Annotated in this window: 17 protein-coding genes; 8 read left to right on the top strand and 9 right to left on the bottom strand. The window is 73.3% G+C overall.

What is annotated here, in order from left to right; all coding sequences use genetic code 11:
* The first annotated feature begins 169 nt into the window (after positions 1 to 169).
* The 7 genes from C2142_RS19450 to trxA all read left to right on the top strand — a co-directional run bounded on the left by C2142_RS19450 (position 170) and on the right by trxA (position 10974).
* Positions 170 to 2638 (top strand): DUF6049 family protein, encoded by a 2469-nt coding sequence (locus C2142_RS19450; protein ID WP_153882799.1) that lies wholly within the window; start codon positions 170 to 172, stop codon positions 2636 to 2638.
* 58 nt (positions 2639 to 2696) lie between these two features.
* On the top strand, positions 2697 to 5258 hold the full coding sequence (gene murJ / locus C2142_RS19445; protein WP_148643836.1) for a murein biosynthesis integral membrane protein MurJ: 2562 nt from the start codon (positions 2697 to 2699) through the stop codon (positions 5256 to 5258).
* Positions 5259 to 5566: 308 nt separating this feature from the next.
* Entirely contained in the window at positions 5567 to 7573 is a 2007-nt protein-coding gene (locus C2142_RS41630) for a protein kinase family protein (protein ID WP_148643835.1), read from the top strand.
* A gap of 51 nt (positions 7574 to 7624) precedes the next feature.
* Entirely contained in the window at positions 7625 to 8377 is a 753-nt protein-coding gene (gene sigM, locus C2142_RS19435; protein WP_148643834.1) for an RNA polymerase sigma factor SigM, read from the top strand.
* The gene (locus tag C2142_RS19430; RefSeq protein ID WP_148643833.1) at positions 8374 to 9372 is read left to right on the top strand and encodes a zf-HC2 domain-containing protein; all 999 of its coding nucleotides are present in this window, start codon (positions 8374 to 8376) and stop codon (positions 9370 to 9372) included. Before sigM ends, C2142_RS19430 begins: the two co-directional genes overlap by 4 nt.
* Before the next feature lie 173 nt (positions 9373 to 9545).
* Complete coding sequence (gene trxB / locus C2142_RS19425; protein ID WP_148643832.1) at positions 9546 to 10511, top strand: thioredoxin-disulfide reductase; 966 nt, start codon at positions 9546 to 9548, stop codon at positions 10509 to 10511.
* 136 nt (positions 10512 to 10647) lie between these two features.
* Positions 10648 to 10974, top strand: a complete 327-nt coding sequence (gene trxA / locus C2142_RS19420) for a thioredoxin (RefSeq protein ID WP_148643831.1) — start codon at positions 10648 to 10650, stop codon at positions 10972 to 10974.
* Positions 10975 to 11151: 177 nt separating this feature from the next.
* Here the strand turns inward: trxA and C2142_RS19415 are convergent, their stop codons facing one another.
* The 9 genes from C2142_RS19415 to rpmH form a co-directional block, all read right to left on the bottom strand.
* Positions 11152 to 11769 carry a GNAT family N-acetyltransferase gene (locus tag C2142_RS19415; RefSeq protein WP_148643830.1) on the bottom strand — a complete coding sequence of 206 codons (618 nt, stop codon included), beginning with the start codon at positions 11767 to 11769 and terminating at the stop codon, positions 11152 to 11154.
* A gap of 122 nt (positions 11770 to 11891) precedes the next feature.
* On the bottom strand, positions 11892 to 12983 hold the full coding sequence (locus tag C2142_RS19410) for a ParB/RepB/Spo0J family partition protein (protein WP_148643829.1): 1092 nt from the start codon (positions 12981 to 12983) through the stop codon (positions 11892 to 11894).
* Positions 12980 to 13930: a ParA family protein gene (locus C2142_RS19405; RefSeq protein WP_148644884.1), complete on the bottom strand. Its 951-nt coding sequence runs from the start codon at positions 13928 to 13930 to the stop codon at positions 12980 to 12982. Before C2142_RS19405 ends, C2142_RS19410 begins: the two co-directional genes overlap by 4 nt.
* Before the next feature lie 322 nt (positions 13931 to 14252).
* The gene (gene rsmG / locus C2142_RS19400; protein WP_148643828.1) at positions 14253 to 15104 is read right to left on the bottom strand and encodes a 16S rRNA (guanine(527)-N(7))-methyltransferase RsmG; all 852 of its coding nucleotides are present in this window, start codon (positions 15102 to 15104) and stop codon (positions 14253 to 14255) included.
* A 180-nt stretch (positions 15105 to 15284) separates the two neighbouring features.
* Positions 15285 to 15818 carry a R3H domain-containing nucleic acid-binding protein gene (locus tag C2142_RS19395; protein WP_148643827.1) on the bottom strand — a complete coding sequence of 178 codons (534 nt, stop codon included), beginning with the start codon at positions 15816 to 15818 and terminating at the stop codon, positions 15285 to 15287.
* 82 nt (positions 15819 to 15900) lie between these two features.
* Positions 15901 to 17070, bottom strand: coding sequence for a membrane protein insertase YidC (gene yidC / locus C2142_RS19390; RefSeq protein ID WP_148643826.1), 1170 nt, complete (start codon positions 17068 to 17070; stop codon positions 15901 to 15903).
* Positions 17067 to 17438 carry a membrane protein insertion efficiency factor YidD gene (gene yidD, locus C2142_RS19385; RefSeq protein WP_148643825.1) on the bottom strand — a complete coding sequence of 124 codons (372 nt, stop codon included), beginning with the start codon at positions 17436 to 17438 and terminating at the stop codon, positions 17067 to 17069. Before yidD ends, yidC begins: the two co-directional genes overlap by 4 nt.
* Positions 17435 to 17863 (bottom strand): ribonuclease P protein component, encoded by a 429-nt coding sequence (rnpA, locus tag C2142_RS19380; RefSeq protein WP_148643824.1) that lies wholly within the window; start codon positions 17861 to 17863, stop codon positions 17435 to 17437. Before rnpA ends, yidD begins: the two co-directional genes overlap by 4 nt.
* An 18-nt stretch (positions 17864 to 17881) precedes the next feature.
* Positions 17882 to 18019 (bottom strand): 50S ribosomal protein L34, encoded by a 138-nt coding sequence (gene rpmH / locus C2142_RS19375; RefSeq protein ID WP_148643823.1) that lies wholly within the window; start codon positions 18017 to 18019, stop codon positions 17882 to 17884.
* 475 nt (positions 18020 to 18494) lie between these two features.
* On the opposite strand from rpmH, the gene C2142_RS40020 reads away from it, so the two are divergent.
* Positions 18495 to 19754 (top strand): DnaA/Hda family protein (locus C2142_RS40020; protein WP_241002664.1); only part of this gene is annotated, 1260 nt, incomplete at its 3' end.

The raw sequence follows: 19754 nt of genomic DNA, 5'->3' as shown, positions 1-19754 counted from the left end.
GCGGTGCCGCGTGCCAGTACGGTCGGCCGGGCCATGCCCGGTCGCGTTTCTCCACCGCTGATCCACCCGGCCGGCCCTCCCGGCGGGCGGGGAGTCCGCGGCATCACAGCATCGAGCAGCAAGCGATCGAGAACGGCGAGGGCGAAGCCCATGAGCGAGGGCGTAGCGCATGAGCGGGCGTAGCGAGCGAGCCGGGGACGACCGCCTGCCCGGGCGCCGCACGGCGCGGACCGTACGGCGGTTCGCCGCCGCGCTGGGCGCCGCGCTGGTGCTGCTCCCGGCGCTGCCGGCCGCCGCGCTGCCCGCCGGGGGCACCCGCCCGGCCGCCGAGTCCGGGGTCTCCGCGGAGTACCCGGTGGCGATGACCATCGAGTCGGTGAACAAGCCGGTGGCCGTTCCGAACGGCACCGTGACGATCTCCGGGCACATCACCAACGGCGGCAGGTCCGTCCTCAAGTCCGCCCACGCGGCGGTCCGCAAGCCGGCGGGGGGCAAGCCGCTGACCACGCGCAGCGAGCTGGCCTCGGTCGTCGGCCGGACCAACCCGTCCAGCTGGGACGGCGTCGCCCTGGAGAGCCCGCAGTACGCGCTCAACGAGCTCGGCCCGGGCCAGAGCCAGCCGTACACCCTGAGCGTCGCCGTGAGCGACCTCCAGCTCTCCGGTGAGGGCGTCTACGAGCTGGCGGTGGACGTCTGGGGCTCGACCGCGGACAACCAGCGCGACCGGGCGCTGGGCATCGCCCGGACCTTCCTGCCGTACGACCCGACGCCGACCGAGGCCCAGCCGTCCAAGGTCACCACCCTCTGGCCGCTGGTGCACGCGCCGGTGCTGGTCGCGCAGACCATGTCCGACAACGACCTGACCATCCCGGTGCTGCGCGACGACAGCCTGGCGGCCGAGTTCGCGCCGGGCGGCCGGCTGTACGAGCTGGTCGAGACCGGCTCGTCGCTGAACGGCCTGACCTGGGTGATCGACCCCGACCTGCTGGACACCGCGTTCGCGATGACCAAGCGGTACCGGGTGCAGAAGCCCGGCATCGGCGACAGCAAGAAGAAGGCGGCGAAGGAGGAGAACACGGTCGACGGCACCGGCACGGCCGCCGCCACGGCCTGGCTGGAGAAGCTGCGGGCCGCGGTGGCCAAGAACGGCAGCCAGGTGGTCGCGCTGCCGTACGCCGACCCGGACCTCGCCTCGATCGCGCACAACGCCGCCGAGCTCCAGGGGGTGGACACCGCGCTCGGCAAGGCGGCCACGGCCGGCCGGCTGACCGTCGAGGGCCGGCTCGCGGTGGACACCCGCTCGGACGTCGCCTGGCCGTACCAGGGGTACCTGGACCAGCAGATCGCGGGCATGGCCCAGCGCGTCGGCAGCGGGCTGCTGCTGGTGAACGGCGCGAGCCTGCCGGAGCCCGACTCGCTGAAGTACACCCCGAACGCGGTCCGGCCGATCGGGAACGGGCAGACCGCGGTGGTGGCCGACGAGGAGGTCTCGGACCTGTTCGCCGGTGACCTCAACACCCCGCAGGCACAGACCCTGGCGGTGCAGCGCTTCCTCGCCGAGACCTTCGTGATCTCCCGGCAGGAGCCGCAGAACCCGCGCGGCCTGATGGTCATGCCGCCGCGCGGGCTCAGCGCCGAGACCGCCAGGGTGCTGGCCACCGCCGTGCAGGCGGCGCAGGCCGGCAAGTGGGTGGAGCCGGTCAAGCTGGACGTGCTCGCCCAGGGCCCCGCCGACCCGAAGGCCAACGGCAGCGTCCCGGCCGCCACCGACTACCCGGCGCAGGCCCGGGCCTCGGAGCTGCCGTCCTCGGCGCTGACCGACACCACCGGCATCCAGTCCAAGCTGGACATGCTGATGCGCGTCCTGACCCTGCCGCAGCGGGTGCGCGGCCCGTTCAGCGCCGCCATGGTCCGGTCGATGTCGACCGAGTGGCGGACCGAGGCCCCGGCCGGCGCCCTCTACCGGCAGGGGGTCGACGCCTACCTCGACGAGCTGATCAAGGCGGTGAACGTCCCGCAGAAGACCTCCATCACCTTCGCCGGCGACACCGGCGTGCTCCAGGTCAGCGTCCGCAACGACCTGACCCAGCCGGTCACCAACCTCAAGCTGGTGCTGCGCCCGACCCAGGCCAACCGGCTCAAGATCCACCCGGCCGAGGAGCTGGTGCTGCCCGCCTCGCAGAGCGTCACCCTGCGCTTCCCCGCCGAGGCACAGAACAACGGTCCGGTGACCGTGACCGCCGAGCTCTGGACCACCGGGCCTAACCCGCAGCTGTACGGCACGGCGCAGACGTTCACGGTGGAGGTCACCTCGGTGACCAACGGCGTGCTCTACGTCTTCGGGGGCGGCCTGGTGCTGCTCCTGCTGGCGGCGCTGCGCTTCTTCCGCCAGCGCAAGCGCCGCGCGGAGAACGGCGACGACGGCGAGCCGGTCGGCGACGCCCCGCTCGCCGACGACCCGGCGGACGACGCCGGGGCCGGGGACCGGGACGGCGCCGGGGCCGGCGCCGCGGAGACCGGGGGGCGGGGCACCGGCCCCGCCGGGGGAGGGGAACCCGACGGCGACGGGCAGACACCGCGCGCCAGCACCGCAGATGGCCGGGATCGGGCCGTCGGCAATGAGAAGGTTGGTCCTTGATACCGCCGACACCCGCCCGATGCCGGGTCGGCCTCCCCCACGACAGCGAAGAGGTGACATGACCGGGCGCAGCGAGGAGCGGCCGCCGGGCCGTGGTGAGGGCCGGCCGGGCGCCGAGTCGCCGTCCGGCGACTGGTACGTGGCCGACACCTACTCCCAGGACCCGTACGCGGCCGATGCGTACCAGGGCCCCGAGGACGGCCAGGACCCGTACGGCCTGCGGGCCGCCCGGCCCGCCGCGCCGCAGCAGCAGGCCGCCGCGTACGACGTGCCGCCGCAGCTTCCGCCGCAGGGCGGCGGCTACCCCACGCCGGTGCCGCCGGCGTCGTTCGCCCCGCCCGTCCCGCCGGTGCAGCCCGGCTGGGACACCCCGCCGCAGGAGCCGGCGGCGGACTGGCCGGACGCCCCTTCCGCGTGGGAGCGGCCCGCACCGGTCGGCGGCCAGTGGGCCGGACCGCAGCAGGGTCAGCAGCACGAGCAGCAGCAGCACGGGCACCAGCAGTGGCAGCCGGGCCCGGCGCACTCGGCCTGGGACTCCGAGTCCACCGAGTACGTGGGCGTCGACGCGCTGTTCGGCGGCGGCCGGACCGGCCTCGCCGACCCGGCCGCCGAGGTCCGGCCGCCCGCCCAGCAGCCCCCGGTCCAGCAGCCGCAGGTCCAGCCCCTGCTCGCCCAGCCGCCCGTCGCCCCCGCGCCGCACCCCTCGTCCGCGCCGTTCCCCCCGGCCGACGCGTACCGGGGCGGTCCGGGAGGACCGGGCGGTCCGGGCGGGCACGGCCACCCGGGCGGCCCGAACGGCCAGGACGGGCAGCGCCCGTCCGTCTTCGTCCCGCCGATCGAGTTCGACCCGCCGCTCTCCGAGGAGGAGGCCACCATGCAGGTGGCGGCGGTCCAGATCCCGCCCGCGGTGGAGCCGCTGGAGGACCTGGCGGCCGAGGAGCACGCCCCCGCGGCGCCCGCTCCGGCGGCCGGCGGCGGCAAGGTCGCCAGCCTGCTCAACTCCAGCGCCATCATGGCGGCCGGCACCCTGGTCTCCCGCGGTACCGGCTTCGTCCGGACCATGGTGATCACGGCCGCGATCGGCGTCGGCATCATGGGTGACTCCTACAACGCGGCGGGCACCCTGCCGACCCTGCTCTACATCCTGATCGGCGGCGGCGCCCTGAACGCGGTGTTCGTGCCGCAGCTGGTCCGCAGCATGAAGAACGACGCGGACGGCGGCACCGCCTACGCCAGCCGGCTGCTCACCCTGGTGATGGTCGGCCTCGGCGCCGTGGTGCTGCTGGCCGTCGCCGGTGCCCCGCTGCTGGTGCAGCTGATCTCGCACCCGATGATGGCGAACCCGGCCCGGGCGGACACCACCGTGGCGCTGGCCCGGTACTGCCTGCCGACCATCTTCTTCATGGGCATCCACGTGGTGATGGGCCAGATCCTCAACGCCCGGGGCCGGTTCGGCGCGATGATGTGGACCCCGGTCCTCAACAACATCGTGGTGATCTTCACCTTCGGCGCCTACATCTGGGTCTACGGCGGTTTCGGCGAAACCCACGTCACCCCGGAGGGCATCAGCCCCGAGGGCGTCCGGCTGCTCGGCATCGGCACCCTGGTCGGCCTCGTCGTCCAGTCGCTCGCGATGATCCCGTACCTGCGGGCCGCCGACTTCCACTTCCGGCCGCGCTTCGACTGGCGCGGCCACGGCCTGGGCAAGGCCGCCCGGCTCGCCAAGTGGACGTTCTTCTTCGTCCTCGCCAACCAGGCCGGGTACCTGGTCATCACCCAGCTGGCGACCGCGGCCGGCAGCGCCGCGGAGAAGGGCGGCCACAACGGCGTCGGCCTGGCCGCCTTCTCCAACGCCCTGCTGATCTGGCAGCTCCCGCAGGCCGTCATCGTCGTCTCCCTGATGAGCGCGGTGCTCCCCCGGCTCTCCCGGGCCGCCGCCGACGACGACGCCGGCGCGGTGCGCGACGACATCTCGTACGGGCTGCGGACCACGGCGGTGGCGGTCGTCCCGGGCGCCTTCCTCTTCCTGTCCCTCGGGCCGGCGATCGGCCGTGCCATCTACGCGGTGGGCGGCAGCGAGACGGCCCTCGACAGCGCGACCAACGTGGGTCTGATGCTCTCGGCCTTCGCCCTGGGCCTGATCCCGTACTCGGCGCAGTACGTGATGCTGCGCGGGTTCTACGCCTACGAGGACACCCGGACGCCGTTCTCCAACACCGTCTGGGTGGCGGCCTGCCAGGCCGTCTTCTCGCTCGCCTGCTGGTTCCTGCTGCCCGCCGAGTGGACGGTGGTCGGAATGGCCTTCGGCTACGGTCTCGCGTACGCCGTCGGAGTGACGGTGGCGGTGCCCAAGCTGAAGAAGAAGATCGGCGGGCTGGACACCAAGCGGATCGGCAAGTCCTACGCCCGGCTGATCGCCGCCTGCGTGCCGGCCGCGCTGGTCGGGGTCGGCGTCAGCCTGGCGGTCCAGCAGGTCCTCGGCGGCTGGCTGGGAAGTGTGCTCACCATCGTCCTGGCCGGCGGCCTCCAGCTCGCCGTCTTCGTGCTGATCGCGAAGAAGCTGCGGATCGAGGAGCTGAACGCCATGCTGGGCATGGTCCGCGGCCGACTGGGCCGCTGACCCGCCGTACCAACCGGCCGTCCCGGCCACCGCCCTGACCGGGCGTCAACCGGACGGACGGGGTTCTCCGCCCCATCGGGGCTGGTGCTGGGCCGCCCTCCGCACCCCGGGTCCTCCCGGGCCCGGAGCGGCGGCCCAGTGCCGGATCTGCACCACATCTCTCCACCATCGCGCAACCACGCGGACCTTTCAGCGGTCGTACCCGGTGGAGAAGAGTGGGCACAATTGTCCTGGAGCACAGGGCCTCGGCCCGGTCCGCTCCAACGACTCTCTCAGGCCGGGGCGACACAAGGGGAGGCAGGACCACGGTGGCTGATGGCACCAAGGCGGTCGTCGACACGTCAGCAGCTGACGGGGCGGCGGACGAGGCCGCACTGGCCGCGGCGATCGACGAGCTCGCCGACGGGACGGCCCGGGCCACCACGGCCGGCACGAGCACCGACACCGGCCGGACCGGCGCGTCCGACGCCGTCGCCGAGGCGGGTGACGACCGCGGCGAGGCGGGTGACGCCGGCACCGACGCGAGTGACGACCGCGGCGACGACGAGCCGTCCACCGCGACCTCCGTCAGCGAGGAGACCTCGGAGATCACCGCGCCGCTCTCGGCCGACGAGATCCGCGCCGAACTGGCCGCGGGCGCCGCGCGCAAGGCCGCCGCCGCGAAGGCCACACCGGCCCACCGCCCCGGCCGGCCGCCGCAGGACCCGCAGCCCACCCACGACCCGCGCGCGACGGGCACCCTGCCGAAGACCCTGCCGGCCCCGCTGCGGCACAGCGGCGACAAGATCGGCCACCGGTACCGGCTGGAGGAGTGCATCTCCCACACCGAGACCTTCAGCAGCTGGCGCGCCGTCGACGAGAAGCTCCGCCGGGCCGTCGGCGTGCACCTGATGGCCTCCGGCCACCAGCGGGCCCGCAAGGTCCTGGCCGCCGCGAAGTCCGCCGCGCTGCTCGGCGACCCCCGCTTCGTCCAGGTGCTGGACGCCGTCCAGGAGGGCGAGCTGGTCTACGTCGTGCGGGAGTGGCTGCCGCACGCCTCCGACCTCGCCAAGCTGCTCGCCGACGGCCCGATGGAGCCGCACGACGCGTACCAGATGGTCCGCCAGGTCACCGACGCGGTCGCCGCCGCCCACCGGCGCGGCCAGGCCCATCTGCGCCTGACGCCGCGCTGCGTGCTGCGCACCGACAGCGGCCAGTACCGGATCAACGGCATCGCGGTCGACGCCGCCCTGCGCGGCCTGCCCGACGGGGGCGGCGAGGACGCCGAGCGCACCGACACCCGCGCCATCGGCGCCCTGCTGTTCGCCGCGCTCACCCACCGCTGGCCGTTCCCCGAGGACCGCTACGACCTCAGGGGCCTGCCGAGGAACCTCCGCGACGTGCCGCCGGACCAGGTCCGGGCCGGGGTCCACAAGGGCCTCTCCGAGCTGGCCGCGCGCGCCCTGTTCGACCACCCGCCGCACCACGCCGAGCCGATCACCACCCCCGAGCAGCTCGCCAAGGCGATCGCGCTGATGCCGCGCATCCGCCAGCCCGAGCCGGAGCTGCCCGCCTTCACCGCCCCGCCGCGGCACAACACCCACGCGCTGCCCACCGCGCCCAACCCGACCCGGGTGATCGCCGCCCCCGGCGCCGCCACGGCCCCCGCCCCGGCCCGGACGGCCCCGGTCCGGCGGACCCGGCGGCGGCTGCGCCGGGTCGCCAAGATGACGGCCTGGACGGTCGCCCTCGGCGCGATCGGCGTCGCCTCCTGGCAACTGGTGGACAGCCTGCGCAACAACGGGCAGACCATCTCGGCCGCCCCCAACCCCACGGTCAGCTCCGCCACCCCCAGCGCGCACACCGCCACGCACGCCCCCGTGGGGATCCCCATCAAGGAGGCCCAGTCGTACAACCCGCTGGGCACCCAGGGCCCCGAGGGCACCTTCTCCCTCTCCAAGGCCTTCGACGGGGACACCTCCACCGTCTGGACCACCTTCGGGTACCAGGATCCGTTCGGCCCCACCAAGCCGCTCAAGGAGGGCACCGGCCTGCTGATCGACCTCGGCTCGCCGCAGGCGGTCAGCTCGGTGAACGTCCAGTTCGTCGGCACCACCACCGCCGAGCTGAGGGTGCCGAGCGCCTCGGCCGCCGCCGATCCGCTGGGGGCCCGGCCGAGCGACTTCACCGTCCTCGGGAAGAAGTCCGGCACCACGGTCGACTACAGCGTCGACAGCCCGGTCACCACGCGCTACCTCTTGATCTGGCTGACCAGCCTGCCGAAGGATAAGGGCGAGTACCGCGGCCAGATCGCCGAGGTGAAGGTCTTCGGCTGACGCGGGGCCGCTGCGGTGGCACGGGCACGGCAGGCACGACGAGGGGTGGCAGTGGCGGACGGAACGGTCCCGGCGGACGACGACGCGGCGCTGCTCGCCCGGCACGTCGCCGGTGACCGGGACGCCTTCGGCACGTTGGTCGACCGCCACCGCGACCGGCTCTGGGCGGTCGCCCTGCGCACCCTCGGCGACCGCGAGGAGGCCGCCGACGCGCTCCAGGACGCCCTGGTCTCCGCCTTCCGCGCCGCCCACACCTTCCAGGGCCGGTCGGCCGTCACCACCTGGCTGCACCGGATCGTCGTCAACGCCTGCCTGGACCGCGCCCGGCGCACCGCCTCCCGCCGCACCAAACCGCTCGACGACGACCCGCAGCGCCTCGACGCCCTGGTCGGACAGGCCGAACCGGCCGACTCCCCGGTGGTCCGCGCCGAGGTGCACCGGGAACTGGCGGCGGCGCTCGCCGAGCTGCCGGCCGAGCAGCGGGCCGCACTGGTCCTGGTCGACATGCAGGGCTACCCGGTCGCCGAGGCGGCCGAGGTGCTGGGCGTCCCGGTCGGCACGGTGAAGAGCCGCTGCGCCCGCGGCCGGGCCCGGCTGCTGCCGCTGGTCCGCCACCTGCGCGAGGACGGCACGGCGCCGGCCGCCGCACCGGGCGAGCCCGTTCCACGTGGAACGGAGGGAGCGGCCCGCGCCCCGCGGGGCTCAGCCCCACCGCCCGGGAACCCGTCCGGGGCGCGGGCCGTCACAAGGACGGGCCCGGACACCGGCCGGCCGATTCTGGAAGGAGATGCGAGCAAGCGATGACCGCCCCCCTCTCCTCCCCCGACGACGGCGACCCGGTGGAGCCGCACGCCGCCGGACCGCACCCCTGCGTCGACGAGCTGGCCGACCTCGCCGAAGGGCTGATCGGGTCCGCCGACGACGCGGAGGCGCTCAGGAACCACCTGGCCGGCTGCGCCGAGTGCCGCGAGACCGCCGAGGCGCTCGCCGAGGTGCAGGCCCTGCTCGGCTCCGCCGAGCCACCGGCCATGCCCGCCGACGTCGCCGCCCGGCTGGACGCCGCCCTGACCGCGGCGGCCGACGAGCGCGACACCGCCGCGGAAGGCCCCGGCGCCCCCCGGCAGGCCTCCGCGACGGCCGGACCGGCCAGTGCCCCGGCCCGCCCGTCCGGGCCCGCCCCTGCCCCCCTCGGGCCGCCCGGACGGCCCGCCACCCCGGCGGCGGCCACCGGGCCCGGCCGCTCCCGTTCACGGCGACGCCGGACCGCCCTGCTGCTCGGCGCCGCGGCCGCCCTGCTCGCGGCGGGCCTCGGCGGCTCCCTGCTGTTCTCCGGGGCCGACCGGAAGGCCTCGGACACCGCAGCGGTCTCCGCCGCCGCCCCCACCGCCGGGGCCATGCCGAGCGGCACGCCCAAGAGCGCCCGGGCGGAACACGCCAACGGCGGCACCGTCTACCGGGACGACCAGCTGGCGGCCCAGGTCCAACAGCTGCTCGCCCGGACCGGCGTCACGCCCAACGGCTCCGCCCAGCCGTCCGGCCAGGCTTCCAGGCCGTCCACCGGCAAGTCCGAGGTACCGCCCGCCGACGCGCAGCAGGGCATCGCCGGAGGCCCCGGCACCGCGGCCTGCCCGGCGCCCGCCGACGGACCGCTGCTCGCCACCGACACGGGCAGCTACTCCGGCGCCCCGGCCGAGGTCCTGGTGTACGCCGTACCGGACCAGCCGCAGAAGCTCGACGTCTACCTCCGCTCCCCCGGCTGCGGGCCCGTCCTGCTGCACCGCACCGTCCCGGCCCGCTGAACGGCCGTTCCCGTGCGATCCACGCCCGGGGCCGTCCGACGCTCCCACAGTGCGGGCGCCTGGTACGGATCCGCCTGGGAATGCGAGAGACTGGTGAGTCGTTGTCCCGGGCGGCGGATCAGGACCGCCCTCCCCGCACCTAACGCGGGTCGCGATGCGAACCAGGAGATGCAGTGAGCGACGTCCGTAACGTGATCATCATCGGTTCCGGCCCGGCCGGCTACACGGCTGCGCTCTACACCGCCCGTGCCTCCCTCAAGCCGCTGGTCTTCGAGGGCGCCGTCACCGCCGGTGGCGCGCTGATGAACACCACCGAGGTGGAGAACTTCCCCGGCTTCCGCGACGGCATCATGGGCCCCGAGCTGATGGACAACATGCGGGCCCAGGCCGAGCGGTTCGGCGCCGAGCTGATCCCGGACGACATCGTCGCGGTCGACCTCACCGGCGACATCAAGACCGTCACCGACTCCGAGGGCAACGTCCACCAGGCCCGCGCCGTGATCGTCACCACCGGCTCGCAGCACCGCAAGCTGGGCCTGCCGAACGAGGACAAGCTCTCCGGGCGCGGCGTCTCCTGGTGCGCCACCTGCGACGGCTTCTTCTTCCGCGACCAGGACATCGCGGTGGTCGGCGGCGGTGACACCGCGCTGGAGGAGGCGACCTTCCTCTCCCGCTTCGCCCGCAGCGTCACGATCATCCACCGCCGGGACACCCTGCGCGCCTCCAAGGCGATGCAGGAGCGTGCGTTCGCCGACGAGAAGATCCGCTTCGAGTGGGACAGCGCGGTCGAGGCGATCCACGGCGACCCGAAGCTGACCGGCGTCACCCTGCGCGACACCACCACCGGCGAGACCCGCGAGCTGGCCGTCACCGGTCTGTTCATCGCCATCGGCCACGACCCGCGCACCGAGCTGTTCAAGGGCCAGCTGGACCTCGACGCCGAGGGCTACCTCAAGGTCGAGGCCCCCTCGACCCGGACCAACATCCCGGGCGTCTTCGGCGCCGGCGACGTCGTCGACCACACCTACCGCCAGGCGATCACCGCCGCCGGCACCGGCTGCTCCTCCGCGCTGGACGCCGAGCGCTACCTGGCCTCGCTGGCCGACCTGGAGGCCCAGGCCGCCACCGTCGCGGTCTGAGCCCCCGCACGACCCGACCGACCCCACGGGGGTGTTCCACGTGGAACACCCCCGCCCCGGCCAGGAAGGAAACAGAACGGGCCCGCCCGTTGTTCTCCTGGCAGCAGCCCTCTCCGTTTGACCCCGAGGAGTCCCCGTGGCCGGCGCCACCACCACCGTCACCGACGCGACGTTCAAGGCCGATGTCCTGGACAGCGAGAAGCCCGTCCTGGTCGACTTCTGGGCCACCTGGTGCGGCCCGTGCCGCCAGGTCGCCCCGATCCTCGAAGAGATCGCGTCCGAGCACGCCGACAAGCTGACCATCGCCAAGCTCGATGTCGACGCCAACCAGCAGACCGCTGCGGCGTACAACGTGATCTCCATCCCGACCCTGATCGTCTACAAGGGCGGCGAGCCGGTGAAGTCGATCACCGGTGCCCGTCCGAAGGCCGCGCTGCTGCGCGAGCTGGCCGAGTTCATCTAGGTCCGGCCCACCGCGACGCCACGAGGGCGGGGCTCCCCACCGGGAGCCCCGCCCTCGTCGTATCCGCCGTCCGCGCCCGGCCTGCGGTCGCACGGCCCGCGTCCTGCCGGCCCGCGTCCTCCCGGCCCCGACGCTCCCGGCCCGCGTCCTGCCGGCCGCTTCGTCTCCGCTCCGGGGCTAGAACGGCCTCAGGGCCGGCTCCTTGCGCCCACCGCCCAGCAGCCGCTCCAACGCCACCTCCACGTCCCCGCGCCAGGAGAGCGTGGTGCGGGCCTCCAGCCGGAGCCGCGGGTAGCGCTGGTGCGGGCGGACGGTCTTGAAGCCGACCGCGAGCAGGTGGTCGGCGGGCAGGACGCAGCTCGGCGGCTGCCGCCCGACGGCGCCGAACGCCTCGATCGCCTTCACCCCCCGCCCCAGCAGGTCCTTGGCCACCGTCTGCACCAGCACCCGGCCCAGCCCCTGCCGCTGGTAGCCCGGCAGCACCCGGCTGATCATCAGCTGGACGGCGTCGGGTGAGACCGGACTGGTCGGGAACGACTGCGACCGCGGGACGTACGCGGGCGGGGCGTAGAGCACGAAGCCGACGGGGTTGTCGTCCACGTAGACGATCCGGCCGCACGAGCCCCACTCCAGCAGCACCGCGGAGATCCACCCCTCCTTCTCCAGCTCCGGCTTCCCGGCCTCCACCGCCGCGCGGCCGCTCACCGGGTCCAGCTCCCAGAACACGCAGGAGCGGCAGGTGGTCGGCAGATCCGCGAGGTTGTCCAGTGTCAGCGGAGCGATCCGGCGTCCCATTCCCCGTACCTCCTCGTCCACTCCACAGTCGAGCATTCCCTCCGAACGGCGATGGGTGCATGTTTCACGTGAAACACCGCTCACGTGGAACATGCACCCATCGGGTCGCCGCCTCGGCCTGATCAGCCCTGCGACAGCCGCAGACCGTCCTCGCCCGGGGCCAGGCTGTCCAGGATCCGGTTGAGGTCCTCCACCGAGCCGAACTCCAGCACGACCTTGCCCTTGCCCAGCTTGCCGCCGCGCTGCGAGACCTCGACCTTGACCCGGGTGTCGAAGTGGTCGGAGAGGCGGCTCGCCAGGTCGTTGAAGGCCGGGGAGAGCAGCTTGCCGGCCTTCGGCCCGGCCGGGCGCTGCTGCTGCGGCTCGGGGTCCATCAGCTTCACGATCTCCTCGGTGGTCCGCACCGAGAGGCCCTCCGCGACGATCCGCTTCGCCAGCTCCTCCTGCCGCTCCGCGTCCGGCACGCCGACGAGGGCCTTGGCGTGGCCCGCGGTCAGCACCCCGGCGGCGACCCGGCGCTGCACGGACGGCGAGAGCTTCAGCAGCCGCAGGGTGTTGGTCACGTGCGGACGCGAGCGGCCGACCCGGTCGGCCAGCTCGTCATGGGTGCAGGAGAAGTCCCGCAGCAACTGGTCGTAGGCGGCGGCCTCCTCCAGCGGGTTCAGCTCCGCCCGGTGCAGGTTCTCCAGCAGGGCGTCCAGCAGCAGCTTGTCGTCCTCGGTGGCCCGGACGATCGCCGGGATCTGCTCCAGCCCGGCCTCCCGGGAGGCCCGCCAGCGGCGCTCTCCCATGACGAGCTCGAAGCGCTCCGGCGCGACCTGGCGCACCACGACCGGCTGGAGCAGGCCCACCTCCTTGATCGAGGCGACCAGCTCGGCCAGCTTGTCCTCGTCGAAGACGTCCCGCGGCTGGCGCGGGTTGGGCGTGATCGAGTCCAGCGGCAGCTCGGCGAAGAAGGCGGTGACCTCCTGCGCCGGCTCCGTCCCGGCCACCGCACCGTCCTGCTCCGCCTGCTCGCGCAGGGTCTCCGCGGCCGCCCGGGCCGCCACCGTGCCCCGGCCGTTCGGCAGTACCGGCACCGCTGTCGGCGACACCGTGCCGGTCGCCATCACCGCGGCCGCCGCGGGCTGTACCGCCGTCGCGCCCGCCGTCGGCGTACCGGCCGGGATCAGTGCGTTGAGCCCCCGACCCAGACCCCTGCTGCGACCACTCACCGATTGCCCTCCGTCGTACCGTGCTGTGCCATCGGGGCGCTCCGCCCCGGCTCGCCGTCCCGCTGCTGCCCCACCAACGAGCCGCCGCCTCCTGCGGGCACCGCCCGCATCGCCAGCTCCCGGGCCGCCTCCAGGTAGGAGAGCGCACCGGTCGAGCCCGGGTCGTAGGTGAGCACCGTCTGACCGTAGCTCGGTGCCTCCGAGATCCGGACCGAGCGTGGGATCGCGGTGTGCAGCACCTCCTGCTGGAAGTGCGTCCGGACCTCCTCGGCGACCTGGGCGGCCAGCCGGGTGCGGGCGTCGTACATCGTGAGCAGGATGGTGGAGACGTGCAGCGTGGGGTTGAGGTGCGCCCTGACCAGCTCGACGTTGCGCAGCAACTGCCCGAGGCCCTCCAGCGCGTAGTACTCGCACTGGATCGGGATCAGCACCTCCAGGCCGGCGACCAGCGCGTTGACCGTCAGCAGGCCGAGCGAGGGCGGGCAGTCGATCAGGATGTAGTCCAGCGGCTGCTCGTACGCGGCGATGGCGCGCTGGAGCCTGCTCTCCCGGGCGACCAGGGAGACCAGCTCGATCTCCGCACCGGCCAGGTCGATGGTGGCGGGGACGCAGAACAGGCCCTCGACGTCCACCACCGGCTGCACCACGTCGGCCAGCGGCTTTCCCTCGACCAGGACGTCGTAGATGGACGGCACCTCGGCGTGGTGGTCGATGCCGAGCGCGGTGGAGGCGTTGCCCTGCGGATCGAGGTCCACCACCAGGACGCGCAGTCCGTGCATGGCGAGCGCGGCGGCCATGTTGACGGTCGAGGTGGTCTTCCCCACCCCGCCCTTCTGGTTGGCCACCACGATCACGCGGGTGGCGGCGGGCCGGGGCAGCCCTTCGCCCGCTCGGCCGATCGCCTGGACCGCAGCCTGGGCAGCACGCGCGATGGGCGTGTCATCGATCTGGTCGATGGTCTCCGAGTCCTGCATGGAGGTCAGTGTTTCACGTGAAACCGGAGCGGCAACAGTCGCCGCCCGGAAGATACCGAGCCCGCGGCGGAGCCGCAGATCCAAACTGTCCGTGAGGAGAGAGCGACGTTTCACGTGAAAACCATGCCCGCTATGTCGGAAATCTGACGGTGCGACACTCCGATGGGATTCCGTCACCCGGACGGCCCCCGCCCGTCACCCGCCCGTCGCCGACGACCCGGGAAGCCCCCGAAAGCCGCCGGGCGGGTGGTCCGAGGACCACCCGCCCGGGGTGGAACACCGTCTCGCAGCGGCCTCAGCGGCTGCGGCGCCGCCCGCCGCGGCCGGTCCCGGCCCCGCGCACCGCACCGGCGTTGCGCCCGGCCCGGGCCGCCTTGGCCCGCCGGGTGGCCGCCTTCACGCCGCCGGGGCTCTCCCCCGCCTTGACCTGGACCACCCGGGTCGAGGTCTCCAGGGTGCCCTCGCCGACCGAGATCACCGTCCACTCGACCGCGCCCAGCTTGGCCAGGCCGGCCCGCGACTCCGCCAGCTCCTGCTCGGCACTGTCACCCTTGAGCGCCAGCATCTGCCCGTGCGGGCGGAGCAGCGGCAGGCCCCAGCCGGCCAGCCGCTCCAGCGGCGCGACCGCGCGGGCCGTCACCACGTCCACCGCGAGCTTGCCGACCATCTCCTCGGCCCGGCCGCGCAGCACCGTGACGTTCTCCAGCCCCAGCTCCCGGACGACCTCCTCCAGGAAGGTGGTCCGGCGCAGCAGTGGCTCCAGCAGCGTCACCGAGACGTCCGGGCGGGCCAGCGCCACCGGGATGCCGGGCAGCCCGGCTCCGGAGCCGACGTCGCACAGGGTGGAGCCGGGCGGCAACAGCTCGGCCAGCACCGCGCAGTTCAGCACGTGGCGGTCCCAGAGCCGGGGCACCTCGCGGGGGCCGATCAGCCCGCGCTGGACGCCCGAGGTGGCCAGCAGCTCGGTGTAGCGGACCGCGGCGTCGAAGCGGTCACCGAAGACCTCCCGGGCCACGGCCGGGGCCGGGGCCAGCCCCTCGGCGGCCGTGTCGGCCGCGCCATCGGTGCCCGGACCCGCCGGACCCTCGGCTCCGGAACCGCCGGCACCCGCCACCGGTCCTCCGGCAGCCGCGCTCTCCGTGTCCATCTCGACCTCTCTGCTCCCCGGATCCACCGACCCGTTCTCCGCACCGTTTCACGTGAAACATCTCTCGCGGGCAGCAACACCCCGCGAAGGGACGACGACCCCGCCCGCACGAGGCGGACGGGGTCGAGTCCTCTGACGGTCACCGGTCGCCTGCGCGGCCGGTCATCGACTTCCCCTGGCTCAGGCCGGCAGCACGACCACGCACCGCTGGGGCTCCTCGCCCTCCGACTCGCTGCGCAGTCCGGCCGCGGCCACCGCGTCGTGGACGACCTTGCGCTCGAACGGCGTCATCGGCTGCAGCTTGACCTGCTCCCCCGTGCTCTTGGCCTGCTCCGCGGCCTTGGCCCCGAGCGCGGCCAGCTCGGACCGCTTGCGGGCCCGGAAGCCGGCAATGTCCAGCATGAGGCGGCTGCGCTCGCCGGTCTCCCGGTGGACAGCCAACCGGGTCAGCTCCTGCAGCGCCTCCAGCACCTCGCCGTCCTGGCCCACCAGGCGCTGCAGCGCGCGGTCGTTGCCGTCGCTGACGATGGACACCAGGGCGCGGTCGCCCTCCACGTCCATGTCGATGTCACCGTCGAGGTCGGCGATGTCGAGCAGACCCTCCAGGTAGTCCGCCGCGATGTCGCCCTCCTGCTCCAGACGCGAGACGAGGCTCTCGTCGGCGCTGGCAGCGTCCTCGACCTCGACGGCGGAGGTGGTGGTGCCTTCCGTCACTGATGGACTCCTTCAAGGATGGGCCCGGGTGGTGGGCCGGGAACGAGGTTCGGGGGCCGCCGGGCGGGGCCGGCCGATCCGGTCAGGACTTCTTCTTCGGCCTCTGGCCGCCCTGCCCACCGCGCCTCGGCTGCTGCCGGCCGCCCTGCCGGGCCGGGCCCGACTTGGCGCCACCGGGCCGGCTCGCGGCCGGCTTGGCGCTGCCGGAGTCGGCCTGAACGGTTCCCGCGGACTCCACGGGCTCCTCGGCCGGGGCCGCGTCGTCCTTGGTCAGGCTGGCGGTCTGGGCGCCGCCGCTGTGCTGGCGCTGGGCCTTGGTCTGCTTCCGCGGCTGCTGGCGGCGCACCTGCACGGCGTCCTCGACCACGGCCTCGGCGGAGGTCGCCGCCGTCTTCTTCGGCGGCAGGATGCCCCAGAGCGAGCCCTTGATCACCGAGCCGTCCGGGTTGAGCCGGCCCTGCTTCTTCAGGCGGGCCTGGCGCTCGTCCCAGGCCTTGCTGCCCGGAGTCGGGTTGTTGCGGATGACGATCAGCTGCTGGCCCATGGACCAGACGTTGGTGGTCAGCCAGTAGACCAGCACACCGACGGGGAAGTTGATGCCCATCACGGCGAACATGATCGGGAAGACGTACATCAGCATCTTCTGCTGCTGCATGAACGGCGTCTTGACCGTGAGGTCCACGTTCTTGGTCATCAGCTGGCGCTGCGTGATGAACTGCGACAGCGACATCAGGATGATCATCACCGCGGTGACGATCTTGACGCTGGTCTCGGTGCTGCCGACGAAGGTCGCGGAGAGCGGGGCACCGAAGATGTGCGCCTTGCCGGCGCTCACCAGCAGGTCGCCGTGGATGACACCGATCGGCTTGCCCTTGGCGACCGAGGCCAGCACGCCGTAGAGGGCGGTGAAGAACGGCGCCTGCACGAGGATGGGAAGGCAGCTGGAGAACGGGTTGGTACCCGCCTCCTTGTACAGCTTCATCATCTCTTCGGACTGGCGCTGCTTGTCGTTCTTGTAGCGCTCCTGGATGGCCTTCATCTTCGGCTGGATCGCCTGCATGGCCCGGGTCGCCTTGATCTGCTTCACGAAGAGCGGGATCAGGCAGATCCGGATCACGACCACCATGGAGGCGATGGCCAGACCCCAGGCCCAGCCACCGTCCGGGTCGAAGATGTGGCTGTACAGCGAGTGGAACTGGACGATGATCCAGGACACCGCTGTGTACAGGGGATTCAGGAAGGAGAAGGTCACCGGTCAGGCTCCTTGGACATTGGGATCGGCCCCAAGGGACCAATGGTCGCCGGGCCCTCGGGGTCCGGACCGGCGGGGGGCGTGGTCACCGGCTGCCCGGCGGCGGACCGGCTGTTCAGCAGGTCTCGCAGTCGGCGGTGCCACACCGGGTGCTTGCGCGGCGGGACATGATCGACCCCGCCGGGCGTCCACGGATTGCAGCGCAGGATGCGCCAGACGGTCAGGCCGCCGCCCTTGACCGCCCCGTGCACCTTCACGGCCTCGAAGCCGTAGTGCGAACAGGAGGGGTAGTAACGGCACACCGGACCGAGCAGTGGGCTGATGGTCCACTGGTAGACCCGGATCAGACCCATCAGCAGGTACTTCATCGCCCTGCTCCCGTCGGCGCCGTCACGGCGGGCTCCGCCTTCAGCAACCGCTTGAGCGCCGCGTCCAGATCGCGTTCCAGGTCCTGGTACGAGGCGGACGCGGCCTGGGGCAGCGCACGCACCACTATCAGGCTACCGGCGGGCAGCCTGGACAGACGATCACGGACGAGATGGCGAAGCCGGCGCTTGACCAGGTTCCGGACGACGGCCGGGCCGACGGCCTTGCTCACGACGAAACCCGCACGCGCCGAAGGAGTCCCCTCGGCGACGTGCGGGCGGGAGTCGCTGGTCCGGTCGGCCTGCCCCTTCGGGTCACCCTCTCTGCTGAGATGGACGACCAGTAGGGGCCGGCCGGCCCGGCGACCGCGTTTCACCGCGGTCGCGAAGTCCTGGCGCCGCCGCAGCCGATTCTCGGTGGGCAGCACAACAGACTCTGGCGCGGATCAGGCGGAGATGGCGCTGCGGCCCTTGCCACGGCGGGCGGCCAGGATGGCGCGGCCGGCGCGGGTACGCATACGCAGCCGGAAGCCGTGGGTCTTCGCGCGGCGACGGTTGTTCGGCTGGAAGGTGCGCTTGCTCACTCGGGGGCTCCTGAGGTGAATCGTAGGATGACGGGATGTCGCTTGGCCGTCACCGTGCGTCCGCGTGATCTCCCCTGATACGGAAATCCGGCCCATCGCCCCAGTTCGGCTGGGGTTTGAGGCAATCCACGGCGCCCGTGCTGCGCGCCTTATGGAGCGGGTGGACCCGCGGACATGCGGCAGCGGCCATCGACAACTCGACCTGGTTACGGTACGCGGGACGGGGCACGAGGGTCAAACCAGCCGTTCGCGCCGGGCGGGCCCGGACCCGCCCGGCGGCCCGCGGCCGTCCCACCCACCGACCCCGTCGCCCACAGCCTGTGGACAACGACTTGATCCGGCTCTGTTCGCTGACTACCGTTGCAGGACTTGTCTGGTTTGTTCTGCGTCGTCGGACGCCAACGAACCACAGCTCCACAGTCTCTTGATCCATTACCCCTGCTGGAGCCGCGGGGACCCGAGAAAGCGTGCACCAGTGGCTGATGTCAACAGCGACCTCGTCCCGGTCTGGGCGAGAGTCGTCGAGCGGCTGGTCGGCGACCCGGACATCGGGGAGATGGACAAGCAGTGGGTGCAGCGCACCCAGCCGATGTGGATGATGCACGACACCGCCCTGCTGGCGACCCCGAACGAGCGGGCCAAGCAGGTGCTGGAGGGCCGGCTGCTGCCGCAGCTGACCGAGGCCCTCAGCCGCGAGCTCAGCCGTCCCGTCCGGATCGCCGTGATGGTCGACGCCAACGCCGTGCCCACCGCGCCGGCCCCGGCCGAACCGCCGACCGCCGAACCGCAGGCCGCCGAGCCGTGGACGCGCTCCGAGGGCGGCGGCGAGTACGGCCACCAGGCCCACCAGTCCCACCAGGCCCGCCAGCCCCACCCGGGTCACCCCGGCCACCCGTACGAACGGCCGTACGAGTCCGAGTACGAGCAGGACCACTACGGGGCGGGCGGCTACGAGGAGCACCAGGGCCCCGCGTACGGCGGCCAGCCCTCGCCCTACGGCGGGCCGGCCCAGCAGCCGTGGGAGAGCCACCAGGGGTACCCGGAGCAGTCCCCCGGCTATCCCGAGCCCGAGCCGCCGACCTCGCGCCCGGCTCCCCGTCCGGTCCCCGGTCCGCCCGCGACCACCCAGGGCGACCTGTTCGGCGGCGCCTACGGCCCCGGCCCCGGCGAGCACCCGCGGACCGCCGCCGGCCGCCGCTCCCCCTCGGGCCGCCCGGCCCCCGGCCGTCCCTCGGACAAGGCCCCGGCCGAGCGCGCCACCGACCGTCCGGCCGTGCCCGGCGTCCCGGCCCCGCCCGGCGCCCCTCCGGCCGGCGGCTCCCGCAAGGACGAGCCGGCCGCCCGGCTGAACCCCAAGTACCTCTTCGACACCTTCGTCATCGGCGCGAGCAACCGCTTCGCGCACGCGGCTGCGGTGGCGGTCGCCGAGGCCCCGGCCAAGGCGTACAACCCGCTCTTCATCTACGGCGAGTCCGGGCTGGGCAAGACCCACCTGCTGCACGCCATCGGGCACTACTCGCGCAGCCTCTTCCCGGGGACCCGGGTGCGCTACGTGTCCTCGGAGGAGTTCACCAACGAGTTCATCAACTCGATCCGGGACGGCAAGGCGGACGCGTTCCGCAAGCGCTACCGGGACATGGACATCCTGCTCGTGGACGACGTGCAGTTCCTGGCGAGCAAGGAGTCCACGCAGGAGGAGTTCTTCCACACCTTCAACACCCTGCACCAACAAGCA

It is taken from the genome of Streptomyces sp. CB01881, assembly GCF_002953255.1.
Classification (GTDB): Bacteria; Actinomycetota; Actinomycetes; order Streptomycetales; family Streptomycetaceae; genus Kitasatospora.
This window is presented reverse-complemented; position numbering and strand designations above follow the sequence as displayed.

Excerpts from the sequence above, each read along its gene's own strand:
- C2142_RS19450 (WP_153882799.1), top strand. The coding sequence starts at position 170 with ATGAGCGGGCGTAGCGAGCGAGCCGGGGACGACCGCCTGCCCGGGCGC.
- murJ (WP_148643836.1), top strand. The coding sequence starts at position 2,697 with ATGACCGGGCGCAGCGAGGAGCGGCCGCCGGGCCGTGGTGAGGGCCGG.
- C2142_RS19430 (WP_148643833.1), top strand. The coding sequence starts at position 8,374 with ATGACCGCCCCCCTCTCCTCCCCCGACGACGGCGACCCGGTGGAGCCG.
- C2142_RS19415 (WP_148643830.1), bottom strand. The coding sequence starts at position 11,769 with ATGGGACGCCGGATCGCTCCGCTGACACTGGACAACCTCGCGGATCTG.
- rsmG (WP_148643828.1), bottom strand. The coding sequence starts at position 15,104 with ATGGACACGGAGAGCGCGGCTGCCGGAGGACCGGTGGCGGGTGCCGGC.
- yidD (WP_148643825.1), bottom strand. The coding sequence starts at position 17,438 with ATGAAGTACCTGCTGATGGGTCTGATCCGGGTCTACCAGTGGACCATC.